Annotated in this window: 24 protein-coding genes and 1 pseudogene; 12 read left to right on the forward strand and 13 right to left on the reverse strand. The window is 66.4% G+C overall.

Going from position 1 to position 25,558, the window contains the following annotated elements; genetic code table 11:
• Positions 1–9 precede the first annotated feature (9 nt).
• Positions 10–1,338, reverse strand: a complete 1,329-nt coding sequence (locus tag WS64_RS08110; RefSeq protein ID WP_059585276.1) for a homoserine dehydrogenase — start codon at positions 1,336–1,338, stop codon at positions 10–12.
• A 53-nt stretch (positions 1,339–1,391) separates the two neighbouring features.
• On the reverse strand, positions 1,392–2,630 hold the full coding sequence (locus WS64_RS08115) for a pyridoxal phosphate-dependent aminotransferase (RefSeq protein WP_059585275.1): 1,239 nt from the start codon (positions 2,628–2,630) through the stop codon (positions 1,392–1,394).
• 315 nt (positions 2,631–2,945) lie between these two features.
• Here WS64_RS08115 and WS64_RS08120 point away from each other — a divergent pair, with 315 nt between their 5' ends.
• From WS64_RS08120 to WS64_RS08160, 9 genes are all read left to right on the forward strand, one after another.
• The gene (locus WS64_RS08120; protein ID WP_059645648.1) at positions 2,946–3,320 is read left to right on the forward strand and encodes an Mth938-like domain-containing protein; all 375 of its coding nucleotides are present in this window, start codon (positions 2,946–2,948) and stop codon (positions 3,318–3,320) included.
• A gap of 124 nt (positions 3,321–3,444) precedes the next feature.
• On the forward strand, positions 3,445–5,121 hold the full coding sequence (locus tag WS64_RS08125) for a glycosyltransferase family 39 protein (RefSeq protein WP_060966203.1): 1,677 nt from the start codon (positions 3,445–3,447) through the stop codon (positions 5,119–5,121).
• Between the two features lie 13 nt (positions 5,122–5,134).
• The gene (locus WS64_RS08130; RefSeq protein WP_059585272.1) at positions 5,135–5,506 is read left to right on the forward strand and encodes an EamA family transporter; all 372 of its coding nucleotides are present in this window, start codon (positions 5,135–5,137) and stop codon (positions 5,504–5,506) included.
• Between the two features lie 130 nt (positions 5,507–5,636).
• Positions 5,637–6,788 (forward strand): DegT/DnrJ/EryC1/StrS family aminotransferase, encoded by a 1,152-nt coding sequence (locus WS64_RS08135; RefSeq protein ID WP_060966204.1) that lies wholly within the window; start codon positions 5,637–5,639, stop codon positions 6,786–6,788.
• 6 nt (positions 6,789–6,794) lie between these two features.
• Positions 6,795–7,847, forward strand: a complete 1,053-nt coding sequence (locus WS64_RS08140) for a glycosyltransferase (RefSeq protein ID WP_059585270.1) — start codon at positions 6,795–6,797, stop codon at positions 7,845–7,847.
• A complete protein-coding gene (locus WS64_RS08145; RefSeq protein WP_060966205.1) occupies positions 7,844–8,791 on the forward strand; it encodes a formyltransferase in 948 nt (315 codons plus the stop codon). Before WS64_RS08140 ends, WS64_RS08145 begins: the two co-directional genes overlap by 4 nt.
• Positions 8,788–9,843, forward strand: a complete 1,056-nt coding sequence (locus tag WS64_RS08150; RefSeq protein ID WP_006478632.1) for a bifunctional UDP-4-keto-pentose/UDP-xylose synthase — start codon at positions 8,788–8,790, stop codon at positions 9,841–9,843. The genes WS64_RS08145 and WS64_RS08150 overlap by 4 nt, the downstream gene beginning before the upstream one ends.
• A gap of 13 nt (positions 9,844–9,856) precedes the next feature.
• The gene (locus WS64_RS08155; protein WP_060966206.1) at positions 9,857–10,753 is read left to right on the forward strand and encodes a polysaccharide deacetylase family protein; all 897 of its coding nucleotides are present in this window, start codon (positions 9,857–9,859) and stop codon (positions 10,751–10,753) included.
• Positions 10,754–10,863: 110 nt separating this feature from the next.
• The gene (locus WS64_RS08160) at positions 10,864–11,325 is read left to right on the forward strand and encodes a peroxiredoxin (RefSeq protein WP_059645625.1); all 462 of its coding nucleotides are present in this window, start codon (positions 10,864–10,866) and stop codon (positions 11,323–11,325) included.
• 198 nt (positions 11,326–11,523) lie between these two features.
• Here WS64_RS08160 and WS64_RS35195 read toward each other — a convergent pair.
• A pseudogene (locus WS64_RS35195) lies at positions 11,524–11,765 on the reverse strand (hypothetical protein); the annotation flags it as partial.
• Here WS64_RS35195 and WS64_RS08165 point away from each other — a divergent pair.
• Positions 11,661–13,472: a PhoH family protein gene (locus tag WS64_RS08165; RefSeq protein ID WP_059645620.1), complete on the forward strand. Its 1,812-nt coding sequence runs from the start codon at positions 11,661–11,663 to the stop codon at positions 13,470–13,472. The pseudogene WS64_RS35195 and the gene WS64_RS08165 sit on opposite strands and share 105 nt — an antisense overlap.
• 234 nt (positions 13,473–13,706) lie before the next feature.
• Positions 13,707–14,798: a C40 family peptidase gene (locus WS64_RS08170; protein ID WP_060966207.1), complete on the forward strand. Its 1,092-nt coding sequence runs from the start codon at positions 13,707–13,709 to the stop codon at positions 14,796–14,798.
• 122 nt (positions 14,799–14,920) lie between these two features.
• On the opposite strand, the gene WS64_RS08175 is transcribed toward WS64_RS08170, so the two are convergent.
• The 10 genes from WS64_RS08175 to WS64_RS08220 all read right to left on the reverse strand — a co-directional run bounded on the left by WS64_RS08175 (position 14,921) and on the right by WS64_RS08220 (position 23,581).
• Positions 14,921–15,931 (reverse strand): inorganic phosphate transporter, encoded by a 1,011-nt coding sequence (locus WS64_RS08175; protein ID WP_059585265.1) that lies wholly within the window; start codon positions 15,929–15,931, stop codon positions 14,921–14,923.
• A 9-nt stretch (positions 15,932–15,940) separates the two neighbouring features.
• A complete protein-coding gene (locus WS64_RS08180; protein ID WP_059585264.1) occupies positions 15,941–16,567 on the reverse strand; it encodes a DUF47 domain-containing protein in 627 nt (208 codons plus the stop codon).
• Between the two features lie 138 nt (positions 16,568–16,705).
• Positions 16,706–19,129, reverse strand: coding sequence for a replicative DNA helicase (gene dnaB / locus WS64_RS08185; RefSeq protein WP_060966208.1), 2,424 nt, complete (start codon positions 19,127–19,129; stop codon positions 16,706–16,708).
• Positions 19,130–19,269: 140 nt separating this feature from the next.
• Entirely contained in the window at positions 19,270–19,722 is a 453-nt protein-coding gene (rplI, locus tag WS64_RS08190) for a 50S ribosomal protein L9 (RefSeq protein ID WP_059645611.1), read from the reverse strand.
• A gap of 27 nt (positions 19,723–19,749) precedes the next feature.
• The gene (rpsR, locus tag WS64_RS08195) at positions 19,750–20,025 is read right to left on the reverse strand and encodes a 30S ribosomal protein S18 (RefSeq protein ID WP_004193360.1); all 276 of its coding nucleotides are present in this window, start codon (positions 20,023–20,025) and stop codon (positions 19,750–19,752) included.
• A 4-nt stretch (positions 20,026–20,029) separates the two neighbouring features.
• On the reverse strand, positions 20,030–20,329 hold the full coding sequence (gene priB, locus WS64_RS08200) for a primosomal replication protein N (protein WP_011549649.1): 300 nt from the start codon (positions 20,327–20,329) through the stop codon (positions 20,030–20,032).
• A gap of 40 nt (positions 20,330–20,369) precedes the next feature.
• Positions 20,370–20,744: a 30S ribosomal protein S6 gene (gene rpsF / locus WS64_RS08205; RefSeq protein ID WP_006486255.1), complete on the reverse strand. Its 375-nt coding sequence runs from the start codon at positions 20,742–20,744 to the stop codon at positions 20,370–20,372.
• 230 nt (positions 20,745–20,974) lie between these two features.
• Positions 20,975–21,871 carry an anti-sigma factor family protein gene (locus WS64_RS08210; RefSeq protein WP_060966209.1) on the reverse strand — a complete coding sequence of 299 codons (897 nt, stop codon included), beginning with the start codon at positions 21,869–21,871 and terminating at the stop codon, positions 20,975–20,977.
• The gene (locus WS64_RS08215) at positions 21,861–22,502 is read right to left on the reverse strand and encodes an RNA polymerase sigma factor (RefSeq protein ID WP_060966210.1); all 642 of its coding nucleotides are present in this window, start codon (positions 22,500–22,502) and stop codon (positions 21,861–21,863) included. The genes WS64_RS08210 and WS64_RS08215 overlap by 11 nt, the downstream gene beginning before the upstream one ends.
• Positions 22,503–22,669: 167 nt before the next feature.
• Positions 22,670–23,581, reverse strand: a complete 912-nt coding sequence (locus WS64_RS08220; protein WP_059645602.1) for a LysR family transcriptional regulator — start codon at positions 23,579–23,581, stop codon at positions 22,670–22,672.
• Positions 23,582–23,752: 171 nt separating this feature from the next.
• Between WS64_RS08220 and gcl the strand changes: the two genes are divergently transcribed.
• On the forward strand, positions 23,753–25,528 hold the full coding sequence (gcl, locus tag WS64_RS08225; RefSeq protein WP_060966211.1) for a glyoxylate carboligase: 1,776 nt from the start codon (positions 23,753–23,755) through the stop codon (positions 25,526–25,528).
• The last annotated feature ends 30 nt before the right edge of the window (positions 25,529–25,558 follow it).

Consider the following 25,558-nt stretch of genomic DNA (forward strand, 5'->3'; position numbering starts at 1 on the left):
TCCTGGTCCTCAGTTCAGCGCTTCCATGCGCAGCTTCGTTACCTTCGAGACCACCGTCGCGAGGCTCTCGATCTGCGCGATCGCCGCGTTGACGTTCTTCTCGACCGTCTCGTGCGTGATCAGGATGATGTCGGTCTCGCCGTTCGCGCCGTCGATCTGCTCCGATTCCTTCTGCAGCAGCGCGTCGATCGAGATGCCCGACTCGGCAAGGATGCGCGTGATGGCGGCCAGCACGCCCGTCTGGTCGGCGACGCGCAGGCGCAGGTAGTAGCCGCTCGTCACTTCCTCGATCGGCAGGATCGGCGTGTTCGACAGGCTGTCCGGCTGGAACGCGAGGTGCGGCACGCGGTGCTCGGGGTCGGCCGTGTGCAGGCGCGTGACGTCGACGAGATCCGCGACGACGGCCGATGCGGTCGGCTCCGCGCCCGCGCCCTTGCCGTAGTACAGCGTCGTGCCGACCGCATCGCCGTGCACGACGACCGCGTTCATCGCGCCCTCGACGTTCGCGAGCAGGCGCTTTTCCGGGATCAGCGTCGGGTGCACGCGCAGCTCGATGCCGTTTGCGGCGCGGCGCGCGATGCCGAGCAGCTTGATCCGGTAGCCGAGCTCTTCCGCGTAGCGGATGTCGGTCGCGTCGAGCTTGCTGATGCCCTCGACGTACGCGCGGTCGAACTGCACCGGCACGCCGAACGCGATCGCGCTCATGATCGTCGCCTTGTGCGCGGCGTCGACGCCTTCGATGTCGAAGGTCGGATCGGCTTCCGCGTAGCCGAGTTCCTGCGCGGCCTTCAGCGCGGTCGCGAAATCGAGACCGCGGTCGCGCATTTCCGACAGGATGTAGTTCGTCGTGCCGTTGATGATGCCCGCGATGTACTGGATGCGGTTCGCGGTCAGGCCTTCGCGCAGCGCCTTGATGATCGGGATGCCGCCGGCGACGGCCGCCTCGAACGCGACCATCACGCCCTTCTCGCGCGCGGCTTCGAAGATCTCGGTGCCGTGCACCGCGAGCAGCGCCTTGTTCGCCGTGACGACGTGCTTGCCGTTCGCGATCGCGCGCAGCACGAGCTCGCGCGCGATGCCGGTGCCGCCGATCATCTCGGCGACGATCGCGATCGACGGATCGTCGACGACCGCGTTGAAGTCGTCGGTGATCTGCGCGGCCGCGGCGTCACCGCCGAGCGCGGCCTGCGCCTTGGCCGGGTTGCGCACGGCAATGCGCGCCACCTCGATGCCGCGCCCCGCGCGTCGCTTGATTTCTTCCTGGTTGCGGCGCAGCACCGTGAAGGTGCCGCTGCCGACGGTGCCGAAGCCCAACAGGCCAACTTTGATCGGTTCCATGCTGCGTGTGATCGATGAGTAAGAAGTAATGAGTTCCGTGTGGCGCTGCCCGCTCAGACCGAATGGCGCTTGCGGTAGCCGTCGAGAAAGCGCGCGATCCGGTTGATCGAATCGGCCAGATCGTCGAGGTTCGGCAGGAAGACCACGCGGAAGTGGTCCGGCGTCGCCCAGTTGAACCCCGTGCCCTGAACCAGCAGCACGCGTTCCTCGAGCAACAGGTCGAGAATGAACTGCTGGTCGTTCTGGATCGGGTAGAGCTTCGGGTCGAGGCGCGGGAACATGTACAGCGCGGCCTGCGGTTTCACGCAGGTCACGCCCGGGATCGACGTCAGCATGTCATACGCGAGTTCGCGCTGCTTGTACAGGCGCCCGTTCGGCACGATCAGCTCGTTGATGCTCTGGTAGCCGCCGAGCGCCGTCTGGATCGCGAACTGGCCGGGCACGTTCGCGCACAGGCGCATCGACGACAGGATGCCGAGCCCTTCGAGGTAATCCTTCGCGCGCCGGCGATTGTCGCCGCCGAGGCCCGACACGGCCATCCAGCCCGCGCGATAGCCGCACGACCGATAGCTCTTCGACAGGCTGTTGAACGTGACGGTGATCACGTCCTCCGACAGCGCACCCAGCGCGGTGTGCTCGAGACCGTCGTAGACGATCTTGTCGTAAACCTCGTCGGCGAACACGATCAGCCCGTGCTGGCGCGCGATCTCGAGCAGCTCGAGCAGCAATTCGTCGGAATAAAGCGCGCCGGTCGGATTGTTCGGGTTGATCACGACGATCGCCTTCGTGTTCGGCGTGATCTTGCCGCGGATGTCGTCGAGGTCGGGCATCCACGCGTTCTGCTCGTCGCACACGTAGTGCACGGGCGTGCCGCCCGACAGGCTCACGGCCGCGGTCCACAGCGGGTAGTCGGGCGCGGGCAGCAGCACTTCGTCGCCGTCGTTCAGGAGCGCCTGGGTCGCCATCACGATCAGCTCGGACGCGCCGTTGCCGATGTAGATGTCGTCGAGGCCGACGCCGACGACGCCCTTTTCCTGCGTGTAGTGCATCACGGCCTTGCGCGCCGAGAACACGCCCTTCGAATCCGAATAGCCGGACGACGCCGGCAGATTGCGGATCATGTCCTGGATGATTTCGTCCGGCGCGTCGAAACCGAACGGCGCGAGGTTGCCGATGTTCAGCTTGATGATGCGGTGGCCTTCTTCCTCGAGGCGCTTGGCGTGCTCGAGCACCGGGCCACGGATGTCGTAGCAGACGTTGAGCAGCTTGTTCGACTTCTGAATCGGTTTCACGACGACACGGTTCCTGGGTTGGCCTTGCGGCCGGGGGGACGGGATCAAAACTGGAAAGCGGCCGGTCTGTGCGCGCTGTCTAGGCTGGGAAAAAGCGGCGGCCGGACGCGGCTTGTGGCGACGCACGACGCAAGTGGCGCCCGGGGGCGACCAAAAAGTTATAATTTAGCGGATTTTGGCCGACTTTCGCAATGCACCATAGCCGCGCCGGGCCCGCGCCGTCAGGCGTCCGCGCGTGCCGGAGCGCGCGAAACCGGCCCGCCGGGCCCCACGGCCCTGCCAATCCATTCCCCTACGGAACCGCGGAATACCGATTTGAAACTGCACCAGGACACGAGCGGCGCGCTCAACACCGTCACCGGCTACGGCCCCGATTATGTCGACGTCAATCTCGAACGCCATGAAACGAGCGTCATCGTCCTGCCCGGCGCGCCGGTCCAGGCCTGGCCCGTGGCGTCGTTCGACGCGCTCGCGCCCGAGCATTTCGCGATGCTGCTCGACCCCACGCCCGAACTCGTGATCTTCGGCAGCGGCGCGCGGCTGCGCTTTCCGCACCCGCGGCTCGTCGCGGCGCTCACCGCGAAACGGATCGGCGTCGAGACGATGGATTTCCAGGCCGCCTGCCGCACCTACAACATCCTGATGGCCGAGGGCCGCAAAGTCGCCGCCGCGCTCTTGATTGAACGTTAATCCCCGATGCGGTAAAACACGGGCCGGCGCAGCGGGTCGATCCCCGGATCGCCCCCGGCCAGGCCGCCCGCCCCCGGCGCACCGCGCCGGCGGCCCGTCACAACAACCAACAGGCTGAAAACCCATGAACGATACGCCTTCGAGGCTACCGCTCAATCGCATCACGCTCGTCCTCCTCGTCGTCGCGCTCGCGATCGTCTGGTTCGCGCCGCTCGGGCTGCGCCACCTGATCCCGAGCGACGAAGGCCGCTACGCGGAAATGGCGCGCGAGATGTTCGTCACCGGCGACTGGATCACGCCGCGCTACAACGGCTACAAGTACTTCGAGAAGCCGCCGCTGCAGACCTGGCTGAACGCGCTCACCTTCGCGTGGTTCGGCATCGGCGAATGGCAGGCGCGCCTCTATACCGCCGTCGCGAGCTTCGCCGGCGTGCTGCTCGTCGGCTACACCGGCGCGCGCCTGTTCAACCCGCTGTCGGGCTTGCTCGCGGCCGTCGTGCTGGCCAGCTCGCCGTACTGGAACCTGATGGGCCACTTCAACGCGCTCGACATGGGGCTCGCGTTCTGGATGGCGCTGTCGCTCTGCTCGCTGCTGCTCGCGCAGCGGCCCGGGCTGCGCCCGGCCGCGGTACGCGGCTGGATGTGGGCGTGCTGGGCCGCGATGGCGTTGGCGGTGCTGTCGAAGGGCCTCGTCGGCCTGATCCTGCCGGGCGCCGTGCTCGTGCTGTATACGCTGATCGCGCGCGACTGGGCGCTGTGGAAGCGCCTGTACCTCGTCAGCGGCCTCGTGATCTTCTTCGCGATCGTCACACCGTGGTTCGTGCTCGTCCAGCAGCGCAACCCCGAGTTCTTCAACTTCTTCTTCGTCGTCCAGCAGTTCCGCCGGTATCTGACCCCGGAACAGAACCGCCCGGGCCCGCTGTACTACTTCGTGCCCGTGCTGCTGGTCGGCTTCCTGCCGTGGCTGTCGGTCGCGTGGCAGAGCATCCGCCATGCGCTGCGCATGCCGCGCCAGCCGAACGGCTTCTCGCCGATGCTCGTGCTGCTGATCTGGAGCGCGTTCATCTTCCTGTTCTTCAGCGCGTCGCATTCGAAGCTGATCTCGTACGTGCTGCCGGTCGCGCCGGCGCTCGCGCTGATCATCGGCGCGTACCTGCCGCTGATGACGGCCGAGCGCTTCCGCCGCCACCTGCTCGGCTATCTCGTGTTCTTCGTCGCCGCGGCGTTCGGGATCATCTTCCTCGCGTACCAGGGCGACGCCCGCACGCCGAACGCGCTGTACCGCGCGTTCCAGATGTGGCTGTACGCCGGCCTCGCGGTCTCGGCCGCGCTGACGCTCGCGGCCGCGTGGCTGAACCGCCGGGCGGGCGCGGCCGCCGCGCTCGCCGCGTTCGGCGCCGCGTGGCTCGCGTTCGGCACGATCGGCGGCACCGGGCACGACGAGTTCGGCCGCTACAGCTCGGGCGCGCTGCTCGCGCCGGCCGTGCGCGCCGAGCTGGCGAAGCTGCCGCCCGACACGCCGTTCTACTCGATCGAAATGCTCGACCACACGTTCCCGTTCTACGTGGGCCACACGACGATCATGGTCCAGCGCCAGGACGAACTCGCGTTCGGGATCTCGGTCGAGCCGAACAAGTGGATCCCGACCGTCGGCGAATGGATCACGCGCTGGAAGCAGGACACCCATGCGCTCGCGATCATGCCGCCCGGCCAGTACGACGCGCTGGCCAAGGAAGGCGTGCCGATGCGCGTGATCGCGCGCGACAACCGCCGCGTGATCGTCGAGAAACCGCAATCGTAAGGACGTCCCCCGCATGAATCCCGTTTCGTTCGTCTGCATCGTCACCGGCGTGATGCTCAACGCCTGTGCGCAACTTTTGCTGAAAGCCGGCGTCAACGCCGTTGGACACTTCGAATTCAGCCGTGCGAACATCATTCCGGTCGGATTCAAGATCGCGACCCAATTGCCGATCATCGGCGGCCTCGGCTGCTACGTGCTGAGCGTCGTCGTATGGATCGTCGGGCTGTCGCGCGTCGACGTGTCGATCGCGTACCCGATGCTGTCGCTCGGCTACGTCGTCAATGCGTTCGCGGCGTGGTACCTGTTCGGCGAAGTCCTGTCGATGCAGCGGCTCGTCGGCATCGGCATCATCCTGATCGGCGTGCTCGTGCTCGCGCGCAGCTGAGCACGGCGCGCGGCGTTAAGCGTCCGCCTACAAAAAATCACGGTACGAATCGGCCAACCGGTGTTTAATGCCGGTTTCGGACGGATCGCCCGACCCTTTTATTACACGCCATTACAGGCCCAACGCGTTCATGAGCCAGACTACCGCTCCGTTTCTGCCGTTCACCCGCCCCGAGATCGACGAGGAAACCATCCAGGGCGTCGTCGACGTGCTGCGCTCGGGCTGGATCACGACCGGCCCGCAGTGCCAGAAATTCGAAGCCGCGCTGTCGGAGTACTGCGGCGGCCGCCCGGTCCGCGCGTTCAATTCGGGTACCTGCACGCTCGAGATCGGCCTGCGCATCGCGGGCGTCGGCCCCGGCGACGAGGTGATCACGACGCCGGCGTCGTGGGTCTCGACCAGCAACGTGATCATCGAAACGGGCGCGACGCCCGTATTCGCGGACATCGATCCCGTCACGCGCAACATCGATCTCGACAAGCTCGAGCAGGCGATCACGCCGCGCACGAAGGCGATCGTCCCCGTGTTCCTGTCCGGCCTGCCGGTCGACATGGACCGCCTGTACGCGATCGCCCGCGCGCACAAGCTGCGCGTGATCGAGGATGCCGCGCAGGCATTCGGCTCGACGTGGAACGGCAAGCGCATCGGCGCGTTCGGCGACCTCGTGTCGTTCAGCTTCCACGCGAACAAGAACCTGACGACGATCGAAGGCGGCGCGCTCGTGCTGAACGACGAGGACGAAGCCGTGCTCGCGCAGAAGTACCGGCTGCAGGGCATCACGCGCACCGGCTTCGACGGGATGGACTGCGACGTGCTCGGCGGCAAGTACAACCTGACCGACGTCGCCGCGCGCGTCGGCCTCGGCCAGCTACCGCACCTCGAGCGCTTCACCGCGCAGCGCCGCGCGCTCGCCCGCGCGTATTTCGCCGCGTTCGACGGCGGCGCGGCCGTGAAGCTCGGCCTCGGCCTGCCGGTCGCCGAATTCGAGAACGGCAACTGGCACATGTTCCTCGTCACGCTGCCGCTCGAGCGGCTGACGATCACGCGCGCCGAATTCATGGCGCAGATGAAGGAACGCGGCATCGGCACCGGCATCCACTACCCGGCGATCCATCTTTTCACGCTGTACCGTGCGCGCGGTTTCAAGGAGGGGATGTTCCCCCACGCCGAACGGTATGGCGCGTCGACCGTCACGCTGCCGCTGTTTACGCAGATGTCGGAAGGCGACGTGCGTCGCGTGGTCGACGCCGTCAATCAGATTTGCGAACAATACGGAAAATAAGCGTACATGAGTCACCTTGAAGCACGCGCCGGGCATCCGGGCGCCGGGCACCCGGGCGCCGCGCATCCGGACGCTGGCCGGCCCGAAGTCTCGGTCATCATCCCCGTATACAACGAGGAAGACGGCCTCGCCGCGCTGTTCGCGCGACTGTATCCGGCGCTCGACGCACTCGACACGCCGTACGAAGTGATCCTGATCAACGACGGCAGCCGCGACCGCTCGGCCGCGATGCTCGCCGATCAGTTCCACGTACGGCCGGACACGACACGCGTCGTGCTGCTCAACGGCAACTACGGCCAGCACATGGCGATCCTCGCGGGCTTCGCGCAGTCGCGCGGCGAGATCGTCATCACGCTCGACGCCGACCTGCAGAATCCGCCCGAGGAAATCGGCAAGCTGATCGCGAAGATGCGCGAGGGCTACGACTACGTCGGCTCGATCCGCAAGCAGCGCCAGGACAGCCTGTGGCGGCGCAAGGCGTCGCAGATGATGAACCGGCTGCGCGAGCGCATCACGCGCATCAAGATGACCGACCAGGGCTGCATGCTGCGCGCGTACAGCCGCCGCATCATCGACACGATCAACGTGTGCGGCGAAGTCAACACGTTCATCCCCGCGCTCGCGTACACGTTCGCGCAGAACCCGACCGAAATCGAGGTCGCGCACGAGGAACGCTTCGCGGGCCAGTCGAAGTATTCGCTGTACAGCCTGATCCGGCTGAACTTCGACCTCGTGACGGGCTTCTCGGTCGTGCCGCTGCAGTGGCTGTCGTTCATCGGCGTGATCCTGTCGCTCGGCTCCGCCGCGCTGTTCGTGCTGCTGCTCGTGCGCCGCTTCATCGTCGGCGCGGAAGTGCAAGGCGTGTTCACGCTGTTCGCGATCACGTTCTTCCTGCTCGGCGTGATCATCTTCGCGCTCGGCCTGCTCGGCGAATACGTCGGCCGCATCTACCAGCAGGTGCGCGCGCGGCCGCGCTACCTGATCCAGGCCGTGCTCGAGCAGCACGACGGCGTGCCGCCGGTGCCGGCCGGCGCGAACCATCCGGGAGCCGTGCAATGAAGCCGCGCGCGGTCGTCTTCGCGTATCACAACGTCGGCGTGCGGTGCCTGCAGGTGCTGCTGGCGCGCGGCGTCGACGTCGCGCTGGTCGTCACGCACGAAGACAATCCGAACGAGAACATCTGGTTCGGCAGCGTCGCGGCCGTCGCGGCCGAGCACGGCATCCCGGTGCTCACGCCGGCCGATCCCGCCGATCCGGCGCTGCGCCGCGCGGTGTCCGACGCGCGGCCCGATTTCATCTTCTCGTTCTACTACCGCCACATGCTGCCGGTGGACCTGCTCGCGATCGCGCCGCGCGGCGCGTACAACATGCACGGTTCGCTGCTGCCGAAATACCGGGGTCGGGTTCCGACCAACTGGGCCGTGCTGAACGGCGAGACCGAGACCGGCGCGACGCTGCACGAGATGGCCGCCAAGCCCGACGCGGGCGCGATCATCGGCCAGACCGCGGTGCCGATCCTGCCGGACGACACGGCCGCGCAGGTATTCGACAAGGTCACCGTGGCCGCCGAGCAGACGCTGTGGCGCGTGCTGCCCGCGCTGCTCGCGGGCGAGGCGCCGCACCTGCCGAACGATCTCGCGACCGGCAGCTACTACGGCGGGCGCAAGCCCGAGGACGGCCGCATCGACTGGTCGAAGCCGGCCGCGCAGGTCTACAACCTGGTGCGCGCGGTCGCGCCCCCGTATCCGGGTGCATTCACGGACGTCCACGGCGCACGCTTCGTGATCGCGCGCGCGCGCCTCGCGGCGCCCGGCAGCGCGATGGCGGCGGCCGCCGCGGATTTGCCGCCCGGCCTGCACGTAAGCGATAATGCGCTATTCGGCGTCTGCGGCGACAGCCGCGCCCTATCCATTCTCGAGCTCCGGCAACAGCGCGACGGCGGCGAAACCGTCGTGACGCCCGCGGAATTCGCGCAGTTCATTCATTCTTCCCGTCATTCATGAAAGCAAAAAAAGTCCTGATCCTGGGTGTGAACGGCTTCATCGGCCATCACCTGTCGAAGCGCATTCTTGAGACCACCGATTGGGAAGTGTTCGGCATGGACATGCAGACCGACCGGCTGGGCGACCTCGTCAACCACGAGCGGATGCATTTCTTCGAAGGCGACATCACGATCAACAAGGAGTGGGTCGAGTATCACGTGAAGAAGTGCGACGTGATCCTGCCGCTCGTCGCGATCGCGACGCCGGCCACCTACGTCCAGCAGCCGCTGCGCGTGTTCGAGCTCGACTTCGAGGCGAACCTGCCGATCGTGCGCTCGGCCGTCAAGTACGGCAAGCACCTCGTGTTCCCGTCGACCTCCGAGGTCTACGGCATGTGCTCGGACGAGCAGTTCGACCCCGATGCCTCCGCGCTCACCTACGGCCCGATCAACAAGCCGCGCTGGATCTACGCGTGCTCGAAGCAGCTGATGGACCGCGTGATCTGGGGCTACGGGATGGAAGGCCTGAACTTCACGCTGTTCCGCCCGTTCAACTGGATCGGCCCGGGCCTCGACTCGATCTACACGCCGAAGGAAGGCAGCTCGCGCGTGGTCACGCAGTTCCTCGGCCACATCGTGCGCGGCGAGAACATCAGCCTCGTCGACGGCGGCTCGCAGAAGCGCGCGTTCACCGACATCGGCGACGGCATCAGCGCGCTGATGAAGATCATCGAGAACAAGGGCGGCGTCGCGTCGGGCAAGATCTACAACATCGGCAATCCGAAGAACAACTTCTCGGTTCGCGAGCTCGCGCACAAGATGCTCGAACTGGCCGCGGAATTCCCCGAGTATGCCGATTCGGCCAAGCAGGTGAAGCTCGTCGAAACGACGTCCGGCGCCTACTACGGCAACGGCTACCAGGACGTGCAGAACCGCGTGCCGAAGATCGACAACACGATGCAGGAGCTCGGCTGGGCGCCGCAAGCGACGTTCGACGACGCGCTGCGCAACATCTTCGAAGCGTATCGCGGCCACGTCGCCGACGCGCGCGCGCTCGTCGAACAGCAAGGCTGAGCGGGACGTTCGCTTGGCTCGCATCGTCCTCAAGATCGACGTCGACACGCTGCGCGGCACACGCGAAGGCGTGCCGAACCTCGCGCGCATCTTCGATCGCTTCAATGCGCGCGCGACCTTCCTCTTCAGCCTCGGGCCCGATCACACGGGCTGGGCGCTGCGGCGCGTGTTCCGCCCGGGCTTCCTGAAGAAGGTGTCGCGCACGTCGGTCGTCGAACACTACGGCGTGAAGCAGCTGATGTACGGCGTGCTGCTGCCCGGCCCCGACATCGGCCGCCGCGCGATCGCCGACATGCGCGCGATTCACGAGGCCGGCTTCGAATGCGGGATCCACACGTGGGATCACGTGGTCTGGCAGGACAACGTGCGCGTGCGCGATCGCGACTGGACCGCGCGTGAAATGCAGAAGAGCCACGCGCGCTTCATCGAGATCTTCGGCGCGCCGCCCGTCACGCACGGCGCGGCCGGCTGGCAGATGAACGATTCCGCGTTCGAGCAGATCGACGCGTGGGGGATGCGCTACGCATCCGACGGTCGCGGCCACTCGCCGTACCTGCCCGTCGTCGGCGGCCGCACGCTGTCGCACGTGCAGATGCCGACCACGCTGCCGACGCTCGACGAAGTGCTCGGCGTCGACGGCATCGACACGCACAACGTCGCCGCGCACATCCTCAAGTTCACCGAAGCCAATCCGCACGACCAGGTGTTCACGCTGCATGCGGAACTGGAAGGCCAGAAGCTCGCGCCCGTGTTCGAACACCTGCTCGCCGGCTGGCGTGCGCAAGGCCACACGTTTGCGACGATGGGCGACTACCACGCGACGCTGGACCGCGACTCGCTGCCATCGTACCCTGTCGCGTGGGGCGAAATCCCCGGCCGCTCCGGCGAACTGATCGTCCAGCCCGACTGAGTTCGCGCGCGAGCCGGCGTCGCCGCTCCCGCCCTCGCGGCGCGTTGCCGCGACGCCCCGCCGAACCGCGCCGCCGCAGCGGCGCCCTTCCATAACAACAGGAGAAACACGTGTCTGTCGAAGTTGACCGTCAAGTTCCCGATTTCACCGCACCGGCCACGGGCGGCGACATTTCGCTGTCCGACCTGAAGGGCAAGAAGCTCGTGCTGTACTTCTATCCGAAGGACAACACGCCGGGCTGCACGACCGAAGGGCTGCAGTTCCGCGATCTCTATCCGAAGTTCAAGAAAGCCGGTGCGGAAGTCATCGGCGTGTCGCGCGACAGCCTGCGCTCGCACGACAACTTCAAGGCCAAGCTCGAACTGCCGTTCCCGCTGATCTCCGATGCCGACGAAGCGCTGTGCGCGTTGTTCGATGTCATCAAGATGAAGAAAATGTATGGCAAGGAAGTGCGCGGAATCGAGCGCTCGACGTTCCTGATCGACGCGGACGGCGTGCTTCGCCACGCATGGCGCGGCATCAAGGTACCGGGTCACGTGGACGACGTGCTAAAGGCTGTACAAGCGCTTTGAGGCGCGTTATATTGGGCCGCAATGAATGCCAGTTCGCCCCATATTTCTCGTAGCTGCGCCGGTGCCCGTTGCGATGCTTGCCGGCACCTGACGCGCATCACGACGGCATCAGCCGAGCCGCATGTCCCTGTCGACGGGGCAGCGGCTTTTTTTATGGAACGCGCGCCGGCCCTCCCCGGTCCGGCCCTTACCGCATCGAGGAGCTGATCGACACTTAGGCGAACCGGCTAGACGAAATTCCTGTGCGCCACCGCGCGCAAACTGCATGCGTCTACGTCACGCAGGATGCGATCAGCGGCGCACGTCATGCGACACGATTCCTCCCGAGGGACACCATGCCTTTGCCTACTCCCCCCAGCAAGCTCGGCAGCCTGCTGCCGCCCGACGAATACAAGGCGAAAGCGCGGCCCGCGAAAGCCGCGAAGAAATCCGCCGAAGGGGACGCATCCACAGCCGGTGACTATGGTCCGGCCAGCGTGGCCCAACCGATGATCGAAGCAGCGAACACGGCCGCGCCGCTGCGCGCCGTCGCGTCTTCGGCGCCCGATGCCCCGAGCGCGCCCGCGCGCGGCCGCAAGACCAGGCAGACGGCCGCGCTGCTGCAGCCGATGCCGGCGCCCGCCGAACCCGCGGCGCCCGTCGTGGCACGCAACGACAAGCCGGCCGCCGACAAGTCTGGCGGAGCGGCCGCGGCACCCGCGCGCGATGCCGGCGCCGCGACGAAGTCGCGCAGCCGCAAGCCCGCCGACGCCGAACTGCAGAAGCTGTTCGTGCTCGACACCAACGTGCTGATGCACGACCCGAGCAGCCTCTTCCGCTTCGAGGAACACGACGTCTATCTGCCGATGATGACGCTCGAGGAACTCGACAACCACAAGAAGGGGATGTCCGAAGTCGCACGCAACGCGCGCCAGGTCAGCCGCACGCTCGACGCGCTCGTCGCCGACGGCGGCCCGATCTCGGCCGGCATCCCGCTGTCGCGCCTCGGCAGCCGCGACGCGCTCGGCCGCCTGTACTTCCAGACGAAGCTGGCCGATATCGCGCCGGTGGAAGGTTTGCCCGAAGGCAAGGCCGACAATCAGATCCTCGGCGTCGTGCGCGCGCTGCAGCGCGACCGGCCCGACCGCCAGGTCGTGCTGGTGTCGAAAGACATCAACATGCGGATCAAGGCGCACGCGCTCGGCCTGCCTGCGGAAGACTACTTCAACGACCAGGTGCTCGAGGATTCGGATCTCCTGTACAACGGCGTGCGCGAACTGCCGCAGGACTTCTGGACCAAGCATGCGAAGGGCATGGAGAGCTGGCAGGACACGAAGACGGGCACCACGTACTACCGCGTGACCGGCCCGCTCGTCGCGTCGATGCTCGTCAACGAGTTCGTCTATCTCGAGCCGCAGAACGGCGAGCCGACGTTCCACGCGATCGTCCGCGAGCTGAACGGCAAGACGGCGCTGCTGCAGACACTGCGCGACTACAGCCACCACAAGAACAACGTGTGGGGCATCACCGCGCGCAATCGCGAGCAGAACTTCGCGCTGAACCTGCTGATGAACCCCGAGATCGACTTCGTCACGCTGCTCGGCCAGGCCGGCACCGGCAAGACGCTCGTCGCGCTCGCGGCCGGCCTCGCGCAGGTGCTCGACGACAAGCGCTACAACGAGATCATCGTGACGCGCGCGACCGTGCCCGTCGGCGAGGACATCGGTTTCCTGCCCGGCACCGAGGAAGAAAAGATGCAGCCGTGGATGGGCGCATTCGACGACAACCTCGAAGTGCTGCAGAAGACCGACGACGCGGCCGGCGAATGGGGCCGTGCCGCGACGCAGGAGCTGATCCGTTCGCGCCTGAAGGTGAAGAGCATGAACTTCATGCGCGGCCGCACGTTCGTCGACAAGTACCTGATCATCGACGAGGCGCAGAACCTGACGCCGAAGCAGATGAAGACGCTCGTCACGCGCGCGGGCCCCGGCACGAAGATCGTGTGCCTGGGCAACATCGCGCAAATCGACACGCCCTATCTGACCGAGGGCAGCTCGGGCCTGACCTACGTCGTCGACCGCTTCAAGGGCTGGGGCCACAGCGGCCACGTGACGCTCGCGCGCGGCGAACGCTCGCGGCTCGCCGACTACGCGTCGGACATTCTGTAACGCGCTGGCCGGCCGATCGGCCGGCTGTCGACGCCACGCGGCGCTCCGTTTCCGGAGCGCCGTTTTTATTTGGGGTCGAAGACGAAGGTAACGCGTCGTCACGCAACCATGCAGTTTACGCGCGAAACTTCAAGTAAATTCTCAAGAATGGTTGCTTAAGCCCCGCCGGAGCGTCTACCATCGGGTCTGTCTGTTGTCATACGATTCGCGAGTGCACCGCTCGCCCGCCTTGCCATGCTTCGAATCTGGGTTCCCGTCGCCGTCGTCTCCCTGCTTGCGGCCTGCTCCAGCGTGCCGCCGCAATCGGCATCGCGTTCCGCGTCGGGCATGAAGATCACGACGCCGCGTGCGTTCCCGGCGCCGGCCAATTTCCCCAAATTCGTCGATCACAGCGTCGGCCAGGAAGAAATCTCGATCCAGGCGATGAGCCTCGTCGGCGTCCCGTATCGCTGGGGCGGCAACACGCCGGCGAGCGGCTTCGACTGCAGCGGGCTCGTGCGCTACGTGATCGGCCGCGCGGCCGACGTGAACCTGCCGCGCACGACCGCCGACATGAGCAGCCGCGGCGTGTCGATCGAGCCCGACGAGATCGCGCCGGGCGACCTGATCTTCTTCAATACGACCGGGCGGCCGCATTCGCACGTCGGCATCTATGTCGGCAAGCTGCGCTTCGTCAACGCACCGTCGACGGGCGGCACCGTGCGGCTCGACTACCTGACGAACCCGTACTGGGCGAAGCGCTTCGACGGCATTCGCCGCGTCGCGCCGCCGCGCTCCGCACCGACGCCGTTCGATGCGCCGACCTACGAGGCCAAGCGCGACGAGCCGCGCAATCCGCCGGCGCTGGCGGCTGCTCCGGCGGTCGTGACGGCTGCCGCCGCGCCGCGACAGCCGGCGGCGTATGCGTCTTCACAAGCAAGAGCGACGCAGGCGCCGGCTCCAGCGTCGGCCATTCCGACCACGCCGGTCGTGACGGCCACCGCAACCGCACCGGCAGCACCGGCCGCCGATCCGTATGAACCGCCGCCACCGCGGATGCAGGCGGCCCAGCAGCAAGCCACGTCGGTGAATGACAGCGCGACCGCGATGACGGCCAACGCAGCACCGACCGCCCCGGCGGAAGTCGGCACGCAGATTCCGACGACCGCCCTGACGGCCGCCCAGGCCGCCGCCTTCGATGCCGAGCCTCCGCCCGCCCCCGGCACGCCGCCACGCACCGTCGAGCCCGTGCAGGTGTTGCGTGCGTCGACGCAATCCGCGCCCATCAGCCCGCGCACCAGTACGGCAGACGATCCGATCGCGCGGTTCGCGAACGGCAGCTACTGAGCCGTTGCTCGAACCGCGACCGTCGACGACGTCGACAACATGCTCCGCTGGCCTCCAAAAGAAAATGCGCCGCGGCCTTTCGGCCTGCGGCGCATTTCGCGTCGATCAGGTAGTGTCGGCGATCAGAAGATCTGATGCCCGAGCCACCAGCCGCCAGCCGCGAACAGCGCGGCCGCCGGCAACGTCAGCACCCACGCCCACACGATGTTGCCGGCGACGCCCCAGCGCACGGCCGACAGCTTCTGCGTCGCGCCGACACCGACGATCGCACCGGTAATCGTGTGCGTGGTCGACACGGGAATGCCGAGGAACGATGCGACGAACAGCGTGATTGCCCCACCGCTTTCCGCGCAGAAGCCGCCGACCGGCTTGAGCTTCGTGATCTTCTGGCCCATCGTGCGCACGATGCGCCAGCCGCCGAACAGCGTGCCGAGGCCCATCGACAGGTAGCACGCGCCGATCACCCACGCCGGCGGCGCATCGGCGGTGGCCGACGCGTAGCCGCTCGCGATCAGCAGCATCCAGATGATACCGATCGTCTTCTGTGCGTCGTTGCCGCCGTGGCCCAGGCTGTACAGCCCCGCCGACAGCAGCTGCAGCCGGCGGAAGCGCCGGTCGACCTTGCTGGGCGCGGTACGGAAATACAGCCACGACACGCCGAGCATGAACAGCGAACCGAGGATGAAGCCGAGCAGCGGCGAAATGAAGATGAACGCGATCGTCTTCAGCAGCCCGTCGATGTTCAGCGAGCTCCAGCCCGACTTCGCGAGCGCCGCGCCGACGAGGCCGCCGATCAGCGCGTGCGACGAGCTCGACGGAATCCCGTAGTACCACGTGATCACGTTCCAGCCGATCGCGCCGACCAGCGCGCCGAACACGACGTAGTGGTCGACGATCTCGGGATCGATCGTGCCTTTACCGACGGTCTGCGCGACTTTCAGGTGGAAGATGAAATACGCGATCACGTTGAACGCGGCCGCGAACACCACGGCCTGCTGGGGCTTCAGCACCCCGGTCGACACGACGGTGGCGATCGAGTTCGCCGCGTCGTGAAAGCCGTTCATGAAGTCGAATACGAGCGCGACGAGCACGAGCGTCGCGACCATCCATAGGGCGAGTTGTATCGAATGCATGTGGTCCGCTCAGGCGTTTTCCAGCACGATGCCTTCGATGATGTTCGCGACGTCCTCGCACTTGTCGGTGATCTCTTCCAGCAGCTCGTAGATCGCCTTCAGCTTGATGAGCGTCTTCACGTCGTCTTCCTCGCGGAACAGCTTCGACATCGCCGCGCGCAGCACGCGGTCGGCTTCCGACTCCCAGCGATCGATTTCCTCGCACTGCTTGAGGATCTGCGCCGACTGCTTCATGTCGGACAGCAGGCCGACGGCCTGCTGCACGTGTTGCGCCGACTGCGTGACGATATGCGCGAGCTGGCTCGCCTCGGACGTGACGGACTGCACGTCGTACAGCGACACGGCCGTCGCGACGTCCTCCATCAGGTCGAGGATGTCGTCCATCGTCGTGATCAGCTTGTGGATCTCGTCACGATCGAGCGGCGTGATGAAGGTCTTGTGCAGCAGATCGATCGCCTCGTGCGTGAGCTTGTCGGCGGCCTTCTCGGCGATTTGCACGTTTTGCTTGTGAATCTCGGCGTCGACGAGATTGTCGATCAGCAGTTCGAGCTCGCGGCCACCGGAAACGATGTGCTTCGCGTGCGAGTTGAAGAGTTCAAAGAACTTGCCCTCGGTGGGCATGAATCGACCGAACATGGGATTCCTGAGAGATTGTCAAACTACTGTCACGAAAACGGGCGACATTGTACCGGTTCCGGTCGCGACGCGACGTGCGCATATGCGCACGCCGGGATTGGATACAACATTTGGCGAAATAGGTGTTTACAACCGGCTTTACTCGCCGTAGAAAGTCTGCGCCCCGGCAAAATTGTCGAACTTCGTGTATTGCCCCAGGAACGTGAGCCGAACGGGCCCGATCGGGCCGTTACGCTGCTTGCCGATGATGATTTCGGCCGTCCCCTTGTCAGGGCTGTCGGGATTGTAGACCTCATCTCGATAAATGAACAGGATCACATCCGCATCCTGTTCGATTGCGCCCGATTCGCGCAAATCCGACATCACCGGCCGCTTGTTCGGGCGCTGTTCGAGGCCGCGGTTCAGCTGCGACAGCGCGATCACCGGCACGTCGAGCTCCTTCGCGAGGCTCTTCAGCGATCGCGAGATTTCCGAAATTTCGGTCGCGCGGTTCTCGCCCTGCGACGAACCCGACATCAGCTGCAGGTAGTCGACGATGATCAGGCCGAGCTTGCCGCATTGTCGCGCGAGGCGCCGCGCGCGCGAGCGCAATTCCATCGGATTCAGGCCGCCCGTCTCGTCGATGAAGAGCTGCGCCTCGCTCATCTTCTGCACCGCGTGCGTCAGCTTCGGCCAATCCTCGTCCGTCAGGCGGCCGGTACGCATCCGGTGCTGGTCGAGCCGGCCGATCGAACCGAGCATACGCATCACGAGCTGGGTGCCCGGCATTTCCATCGAGAACACCGCGACCGGCAACCCGTACTCGACCGCGACGTATTCGCCGATGTTCATGGAGAAGGCCGTATTGTGGGTCACGACGTAATCGTCGGTCACGTACAGCCGCGACGGATGCGAGACCGAAATGCATTGCGTGGCCGTCCGGCGCGTCGGCTCGATGCCGACGATGACCGGCATCTTGCGGCGCACACGCCCGCCCGTCAGCCGGTCGCGCTTGCCCTGGAACAGGAACAGGCTCTGCGGATCCGGATGACTGATCGTGCAAACGTAAGCCGTCGCACCGGCCTCGCGTTCGCCGTCGACCGTGAAGCTCGTCGCCTTTTCGGCAATCTGGCACCATGCACCGAGCGAACGCGCCAGTTCGCGCACATCGCTCGCCAACTGCGCACTGGCGGTCGAATAACGCACCGTCCCCCACGCTTCGACCCAGCCGTCCGTGTCGAGCAGCCCGCGCAACAAATCCAGCCGCGCGTCCTTGTCCGCATCGAGGTAGAGGCGCGGGATGAACTTGTCGTAGCTCGTCCTCCCCCACACACCGAGCTGCTCGAGAGCAGCCATGAGCGGGTTGGCGGACGACCGGGCTTCCACGGCCGTCGACGGCCGGCGCTTGATCCGCCAGTCGTACTGGCCCGCGTATTCGAGCTCGAGCGACGCGTCGACGCGCGCGCGCATCCGGCTCAACGTTTCCTCGGCCTTCACGCTGAAACGCACGGCAGTCCCGCCGAGCGCACCGTCGCCCAGCAGCGCGCCGAGCACCCACGGATCGATCGGCAGCACCTCGCGATGACCGAACTCGCCGCTCGGCATATCGATCCACAGCCGGTTCCGGTAGCGTTCGCGCGTCAGCAACGTGCGAATCTCCGCGGTCGACAGTACGCGCGGCTTTTCCCACTCACGAAAATGGACGCACCACAGGTGCTCGTCGCAGCATTCGGCCGAACGCCCGTCCGAAAAGCGGACCCGATACACCTGGCGCTCGCCCTGCGGGTAGATCCCGGTCACGATCGACGCTGCGCCGTCGACCGAAGCAAGTGCATCACCGACCGCCAGCTCACCCATCGGCTTCCAGCCCGTCAGCGTCCTGACGCGCGCATCGAGCGGCTGGGCCTTACCCATCGACGGTCTTCCGGCCACGATGATCAGCTCGCCGCCGTGCATCCCGGACGTCATCCGGTCGAGGTCGACGAAGCCGGTCGGCGTGCCGGTGACGTCGCTCGGGTTCGCGGTGTGGTACAGCGTATCGATGCGCTCGACCACCTGGGTGAGCAGCGGGCCGATCTCGAGGAAACCCTGGTTGCCGCGCGCGCCCTCCTCGGCGATCGAGAACACCTTCGATTCGGCCTCGTCGAGCAGTTGGCGGACTTCCTTGCCCTGCGGATTGAAGGCGTCGGCCGAGATCTCGTCGGCGACCGACACCAGCCGGCGCAGCACCGCGCGATCACGCACGATTTCCGCGTAGCGGCGGATGTTCGCCGCGCTCGGCGTGTTCTGCGCGAGCGCGTTCAGGTACGCGAGCCCGCCGACGTCGTCGGCCTTGCCGGACGTGGTCAGCGCTTCGTACACGGTCACGACGTCGGCCGGGCGCGTCGACGCGATCAGGCGGCCGATGTGCTCGTAGATGATCCGGTGGTCGTAGCGGTAGAAGTCGCCCTGCGACAGGAAATCGGCAATCCGGTCCCATGCCGCGTTGTCGAGCAACAGGCCGCCGAGCACCGACTGCTCGGCTTCGACCGAATGCGGCGGGACTTTCAGCGATTCGATTTGGGGATCTTGCGGCGCGTTCATGGGTTGGGATTATCGCGAATAGATGGCGGCAGCGCTACCACCGCGTGCCGGCGATCGGGCAATAAAAAAGGCAGGCCCCGGTTGCCCGGGCGCCTGCCCTTGTCCGGACGACGGAAGCCGCCCGGCAAGCTTGCATACGCTTACGCGTGGTCGCCGATCACGTTGATCGTGACGTCGACGACGACGTCCGTGTGCAGCGCGACTTGCACGTTGTGCTCGCCGATCATCTTCAGCGGGCCTTCCGGCATGCGCACTTGCAGCTTCTCGACTTCGTAGCCTGCCTTCTTCAGCAGTTCCGCGACGTCGCCGTTCGTGACCGAGCCGAACAGACGGCCGTCGACGCCCGACTTCTGCGTGATTTCGAACGACTGGCCGTTCAGCTTCTCGCCGACTGCCTGAGCCGCCGCCAGCTTTTCAGCGGCGATCTTTTCGAGTTCAGCGCGGCGCACTTCGAATTCGGCGATCGCTTCCTTCGTTGCACGGCGAGCCTTGCGGTTCGGGATCAGGAAGTTGCGAGCGTAACCGTCCTTGACCTTGACGATATCGCCGAGGTTGCCCAGATTGGCGACTTTTTCCAACAGAATGATTTGCATTCGAATTCTCCTTATTGCGTCGCCTGATTACGCCTTGTGCTGATCGGTGTACGGCAGCAGCGCGAGGAAACGCGCACGCTTGATGGCCGTATCCAGCTGACGCTGATAGTGCGCCTTCGTACCCGTCAGACGAGCCGGCGTGATCTTGCCGTTTTCGCCGATGAAGTCCTTCAGCGTTTCCGTGTCCTTGTAGTCGATCTGCTCGACGCCTGCAGCCGTGAAACGGCAGAACTTCTTGCGCTTGAAGAGCGGGTTTTGTTGCTGACGACGCTTGTCGAATTTCTTACCAGTCGGGCGGGCCATGATTTCAGTCCTTTCCTGTGTCCTGCAATGCAGTGATGTGAAACACCAAGGTTCTCGCGTTGCGGCTTTTCTTGGCCAGAAAGCCCGTGAACAGCGTTTCGACGCCCATTTCACGACTTTCCAGCTTGCCGCTCGCCTCACCGGCCGCCACCGCCTCGATCGTCATTTCGACCTGACGGGGAATGCCTGCTTCGACGACTTCCGTGCGGTGATGCAATGTGGCGCTTGCGATCGGAACACCGGCCGGCGTATATCGCACCGGTGCGCGTTCGACGACGCTCGCCGTCAATTGCAACCTGTTCACGTGAGTGGCGCGCTCCTTGATGGCTTAATAAGTGACGAACTTAAGCCTGCGCTTCGGCCGGCTGAGCAGCAGCCGCCTTCTTGGCTTCTTCGCGCTGAACTTCCTTCATCATCGGCGACGGGCCGGTTTCGGCCTTCTTCATCTTGACGATGAGGTGACGCAGCACGGCGTCGTTGAACTTGAACGCGTGTTCGAGTTCGTCGAGCGTCGTCTGGTCGCACTCGATGTTCATGCAGACGTAGTGAGCCTTCGCGAGTTTCTCGATCATGTAGGCCAGCTGGCGACGGCCCCAGTCTTCGACACGGTGGATCTGGCCGCCGTGCGACGTGATCGTGGACTTGTAGCGCTCGATCATCGCGGGCACTTGCTCGCTTTGATCCGGGTGCACGATGAATACGATTTCGTAATGACGCATTACACACTCCTTGTGGATTAAAGCCACCCGGGCGTCTGAACCGGTGTGGCAAGTGAGAAGCCGAAGATTCTAACCCGGTTACGGGGCGCATGCAAGGCCAATCGACGATCGGCAGACGGATTCGGCCGTGTTTTCAAAGACTTGAGCAGGCATGCGGGCGGCCGCGGCCGACATCCGGCCCTTCCACGGCCGGGGTCGGAACACGCGTGCGCCGCCCCTCGGCCGCGCCGTCATTCGCTGCGCGCGCCGGCAAGCCGCGCGCCGAGGGCCGTCCGGAACGCCGCGAGCGCCGAGGGCTCGGCGTCGGTCACGGCCCACCACGTCATCCCGGCCGCGTTCCAGCGGTCGAGCGCATAGCCCTGCGACACGGTCGTGTACGGGGCCGCCGGCCGTTCGCCGACCGGCTGCACGTAGACGTCGACCACGTGCTGCCGGTGGCGATAGACGAGCACCGCGACGCGGCGCCGCCCGACGTAGTCGAGCCGGCCGCCGACCAGCGCGAAGCCGCTCGCCGCGAGATCCTCGACCGGCGGCGCATAGTCGAGCCGGCCGTTGAACCACGGCTTGACCGTGTGCCGGTCGGTCGAGATCACGTCGATGGCGCGCGCCGACAGGTCGGCCCGTACATGGCTCGCGACGAGTTCGTCGACCGTTCGCTCGGTGTCGGCGTGGCGGGCCGACCACGCCATTCCGCCCGCCGCCGCGAGCGCCATCAGCAACGCGACGCCCCAGCCGAGACCCGGCAACGCGGCCACGCGCGGGCCGATGCCGGCCGGCCCCGGGCGCGCCGGCCCGCCACGCCCGCTCAGCCAGGAAAACCAGCCGCGTCCGCGCGGCCGCCGCGGCGGCGGTGACCGGGGCTCGGGCCGCGGCTCGGCCGGCGACGACTCACGGGCGCGCGCATCGGCCGCGGCCGGCAGGCTCGCAAGAATGCTCGCCCGCAGCGCGTCCGGCGCGCGGTGATAATCGGCCTGCCGCACGGCCTGCACCAGCGTGACGATCCGCGCGCGTTCGCGGCGGCACGCGTCGCACCCGTCGACATGCTGCTGGACCCGCAACGCATCGGGCGCCGACAGCTCGCGGTCGACGTCCGCGTCCAGCAACGCTCGCGCTTCGTTACAGTCCATCGATACCCTCCGATGCGGTTCCGCCCGCCGGCGTCCGGCCCGGCCGGCCTTCGGTCGTCGGCGCCGGCGCGGCGCCCAGCAGCGCGGCGAGCTTGCGCCGGCCGCGCGCGAGCCGCGACATCACCGTGCCGACCGGCACGTCCGCGATCGCCGCGATCTCGCGGTAGCTCAGGTCCTCCATCTCGCGCAGCACGAGCACCTCGCGGTATTCGGTCGGCAGCTTCGCGAGCGCCGCATTCACGAGCCGCACGTTCTCGCCGCGCAGCAGCTGCGCGAGCGGGTCCTCCGTCGCCGGCTGCCAGTCGTCGGGCACGTCGGCGTCGTCGAGCGTGTCGGGCAGCGCCACTTCGTGCGCATGCGTGCGCCGCCGCCATTCGGTGTACCAGGTGTGGCGCACGATCGTCAGCAGCCACGGCCGCGCGTTGTCGCCGCGACACGAATCGACGAAGCGCAGCGCGCGCATGCACGCGTCCTGCACGACGTCGTCCGCATCGCCGGCGCTGCCGCTCAGCCAGCGCGCGAGGTTGTACGCGGCGTCGAGATGCGGCAGCACGAGCGTGCGAAACCGCTCGCCGCGCGCGGCTGCCTCGTCCGCCGCCCGCTCATCGACCGCCTGTCCGGCTTGCCCCACATGGCCTCCCTGGTCCCGGCGGCCGACGCCGCGCCCGTTCCGCGCCCGGCGCCCGGACAGACCGGCAACGTGCGCGCTCGATGACCGTACCGCTGCTGCGTCGAGTTTATTCCCGCGCCGCACGCATGCAGCCTAAAAAAATCGCAGGCGGCCGGGCGCGCCGGCCGTTACGGCGTGGTGCGCCAGTAACCGGGGCGCGCATACGCTTCGCGCAGGTAATCGATGAAGTAACGCACGCGCGCCGGCACGTAGCGCTGCTGCGGGTAGACGGCGAGGATGTCGTAGTCGGGCAGCGCGTATTCGTCGAGCACGGTCTCGAGTTCGCCCGTTTCGAGCTGCGCGGCGATCTCCCACGTCGAGCGCCAGCCGAGCCCGAGCCCCTCGGCCACCCAGCGGTGCAGCAGCTCGCCGTCGTTGCAGTCGAGATTGCCGGTCACGCGCATCGTCGCGATCTTGCCGTGACGCTGGAAATACCAGCCGCGGTTCTGCCCGCCCTGCAGGTTGAACGCGAGACAGTTGTGCTTGAGCAGGTCGTCGAGCGATTTCGGCCGGCCGTGCCGGCGGAAATAGTCGGGCGTGCCGCACACCACGCGCCGGTTCGATGCGAGCTTCACCGCGACGAAGTTCGGATCGACCGCGCCGCCGATCCGGATCGACAGGTCGTAGCCTTCGCGCACGAGATCGACGACGCGGTCGGTCAGATTGAACGACAGCTGCATCTCCGGCTTGTCGGCCAGAAAGCCGGGCGCGTGCGGCGCGACGTGCTTGCGGCCGAACGCGGCCGGCGCCGACACGATCAGGTGCCCGCTGACCGCGCGCCGGCCGGCAGCCAGCTCGTTCTCGGCCTGATCCCATTCGGACAGCAGCCCGCGGCAGCGCTCGAGGAACGCGGCGCCCTCCTCGCTGACCACCAGCCGCCGCGTCGAGCGGTACATCAGCTTCACGCCGAGGCGCTTCTCCAGCGCGTCGATGCGCCGCCCCAGCACCACCGGCGACACGCCCTCCTCCAGCGCCGCCGCGGCGAGGCTGCCGGCATCGGCCACGCGCACGAACGTCTCGATCTGCTTGAAGCGGTCCATCTCCCGTCTCCGTCTTGGCTCCGACACCGGCGGGAAGCCCGCCCGGTCGTCATTCCATACTTTTAGTTTCGAAATAAGCGACTTCGGCTGATCTTATCAAACCTTTCCTGCATCCCTAAAGTGTCCCCAACAGACCGATTCGCACGATCCGCCATATTCAAGGAGACATTCATGGCCAAGATGAGAGCCGTCGACGCAGCCGTACTCGTGCTCGAGAAGGAAGGCATCCAGACCGCGTTCGGTGTGCCGGGCGCGGCGATCAACCCGTTCTACTCGGCCATGCGCAAGTCGGGCGGCATCAGCCACGTGCTCGCGCGCCACGTCGAGGGCGCATCGCACATGGCCGAAGGCTTCACGCGGGCGGCGCCGGGCAACATCGGCGTGTGCATCGGCACGTCGGGCCCCGCCGGCACCGACATGATCACCGGCCTCTACTCCGCATCGGCCGACTCGATTCCGATCCTCGCGATCACGGGCCAGGCGCCGCGCGCGCGCCTTTACAAGGAAGACTTCCAGGCCGTCGACATCGAATCGATCGCGAAGCCGGTCACCAAGTGGGCCGTCACCGTGCGCGAACCGGCGCTCGTGCCGCGCGTGTTCCAGCAGGCGTTCCACCTGATGCGCTCGGGCCGCCCGGGCCCGGTGCTGGTCGACCTGCCGATCGACGTGCAGCTCGCCGAAATCGAGTTCGACATCGACACGTACGAACCGCTGCCGGTCTACAAGCCCGCGGCCAGCCGCGCGCAGATCGAGAAGGCGCTCGCGATGCTCAACGACGCGGACAAGCCGCTGATCGTGTCGGGCGGCGGCGTGCTCAACGCGGCGGCCGAAGACCTGCTCGTGCAGTTCGCCGAAACGGTCGGCGTGCCGGTGATCCCGACGCTGATGTCGTGGGGCGCGATTCCCGACGATCACCCGCTGATGGCCGGCATGGTCGGCCTGCAGACGTCGCACCGCTACGGCAACGCGACGATGCTCGCGTCCGACTTCGTGCTCGGCATCGGCAACCGCTGGGCGAACCGCCACACGGGCAGCGTCGAGGTCTACACGAAGGGCCGCAAGTTCGTGCACGTCGACATCGAGCCGACGCAGATCGGCCGCGTGTTCGGCCCGGATCTCGGCATCGTGTCCGACGCGAAGGCGGCCCTCGAGCTGTTCGTCGCGGTCGCACGGGAATGGAAGGCCGCCGGCAAGCTGAAGGACCGCGGCGAGTGGGTGTCCGAGTGCCAGGCGCGCAAGCGCACGCTGCAGCGCAAAACGCACTTCGACAACGTGCCAGTCAAGCCGCAGCGCGTGTACGAAGAGATGAACAAGGTGTTCGGCCGCGATACCTGCTACGTCAGCACGATCGGCCTGTCGCAGATCGCCGCCGCGCAGTTCCTGCACGTGTTCAAGGCACGCAACTGGATCAACTGCGGCCAGGCCGGCCCGCTCGGCTGGACGATCCCCGCCGCGCTCGGCGTGCGCGCGGCCGACCCGAGCCGCCCGATCGTCGCGCTGTCCGGCGACTACGACTTCCAGTTCATGATCGAGGAGCTCGCGGCCGGCGCGCAATTCAAGCTGCCGTACGTGCACGTCGTCGTGAACAACTCGTACCTCGGGCTGATCCGCCAGGCGCAGCGCGCGTTCGACATGGACTACTGCGTGCAGCTCGCGTTCGACAACGTGAACGCGCCCGAACTGAACGGCTATGGCGTCGACCACGTGGCGGTTGCCGAAGGCCTCGGCTGCAAGGCGCTGCGCGTGTTCAAGCCGGAAGAGATCGAGCCGGCGCTGCGTCAGGCGCAAACGCTCGCGGAAGAGTTCAGCGTGCCGGTGGTCGTCGAGGTGATCCTCGAGCGCGTGACGAACATCTCGATGGGCACCGAGATCGACGCGATCAACGAATTCGAGGAGCTCGCCGAAAAGGCCGAGCACGCACCGACCGCGATCTCGATGCTCGACTGAACCGCACGACATTTTTGACCGACCGAAGAG

This window comes from Burkholderia anthina, assembly GCF_001547525.1.
Classification (GTDB): Bacteria; Pseudomonadota; Gammaproteobacteria; order Burkholderiales; family Burkholderiaceae; genus Burkholderia; species Burkholderia semiarida.

Bases quoted from the DNA above. Each gene is read 5' to 3' on its own strand.
- WS64_RS08110 (WP_059585276.1), bottom strand. From the start codon at position 1,338: ATGGAACCGATCAAAGTTGGCCTGTTGGGCTTCGGCACCGTCGGCAGC.
- WS64_RS08125 (WP_060966203.1), top strand. From the start codon at position 3,445: ATGAACGATACGCCTTCGAGGCTACCGCTCAATCGCATCACGCTCGTC.
- WS64_RS08130 (WP_059585272.1), top strand. From the start codon at position 5,135: ATGAATCCCGTTTCGTTCGTCTGCATCGTCACCGGCGTGATGCTCAAC.
- WS64_RS08135 (WP_060966204.1), top strand. From the start codon at position 5,637: ATGAGCCAGACTACCGCTCCGTTTCTGCCGTTCACCCGCCCCGAGATC.
- WS64_RS08140 (WP_059585270.1), top strand. From the start codon at position 6,795: ATGAGTCACCTTGAAGCACGCGCCGGGCATCCGGGCGCCGGGCACCCG.
- WS64_RS08145 (WP_060966205.1), top strand. From the start codon at position 7,844: ATGAAGCCGCGCGCGGTCGTCTTCGCGTATCACAACGTCGGCGTGCGG.
- WS64_RS08150 (WP_006478632.1), top strand. From the start codon at position 8,788: ATGAAAGCAAAAAAAGTCCTGATCCTGGGTGTGAACGGCTTCATCGGC.
- WS64_RS08165 (WP_059645620.1), top strand. From the start codon at position 11,661: ATGCCTTTGCCTACTCCCCCCAGCAAGCTCGGCAGCCTGCTGCCGCCC.
- WS64_RS08170 (WP_060966207.1), top strand. From the start codon at position 13,707: ATGCTTCGAATCTGGGTTCCCGTCGCCGTCGTCTCCCTGCTTGCGGCC.
- WS64_RS08175 (WP_059585265.1), bottom strand. From the start codon at position 15,931: ATGCATTCGATACAACTCGCCCTATGGATGGTCGCGACGCTCGTGCTC.
- WS64_RS08180 (WP_059585264.1), bottom strand. From the start codon at position 16,567: ATGTTCGGTCGATTCATGCCCACCGAGGGCAAGTTCTTTGAACTCTTC.
- dnaB (WP_060966208.1), bottom strand. From the start codon at position 19,129: ATGAACGCGCCGCAAGATCCCCAAATCGAATCGCTGAAAGTCCCGCCG.
- rplI (WP_059645611.1), bottom strand. From the start codon at position 19,722: ATGCAAATCATTCTGTTGGAAAAAGTCGCCAATCTGGGCAACCTCGGC.
- rpsR (WP_004193360.1), bottom strand. From the start codon at position 20,025: ATGGCCCGCCCGACTGGTAAGAAATTCGACAAGCGTCGTCAGCAACAA.
- rpsF (WP_006486255.1), bottom strand. From the start codon at position 20,744: ATGCGTCATTACGAAATCGTATTCATCGTGCACCCGGATCAAAGCGAG.
- WS64_RS08210 (WP_060966209.1), bottom strand. From the start codon at position 21,871: ATGGACTGTAACGAAGCGCGAGCGTTGCTGGACGCGGACGTCGACCGC.
- WS64_RS08220 (WP_059645602.1), bottom strand. From the start codon at position 23,581: ATGGACCGCTTCAAGCAGATCGAGACGTTCGTGCGCGTGGCCGATGCC.
- gcl (WP_060966211.1), top strand. From the start codon at position 23,753: ATGGCCAAGATGAGAGCCGTCGACGCAGCCGTACTCGTGCTCGAGAAG.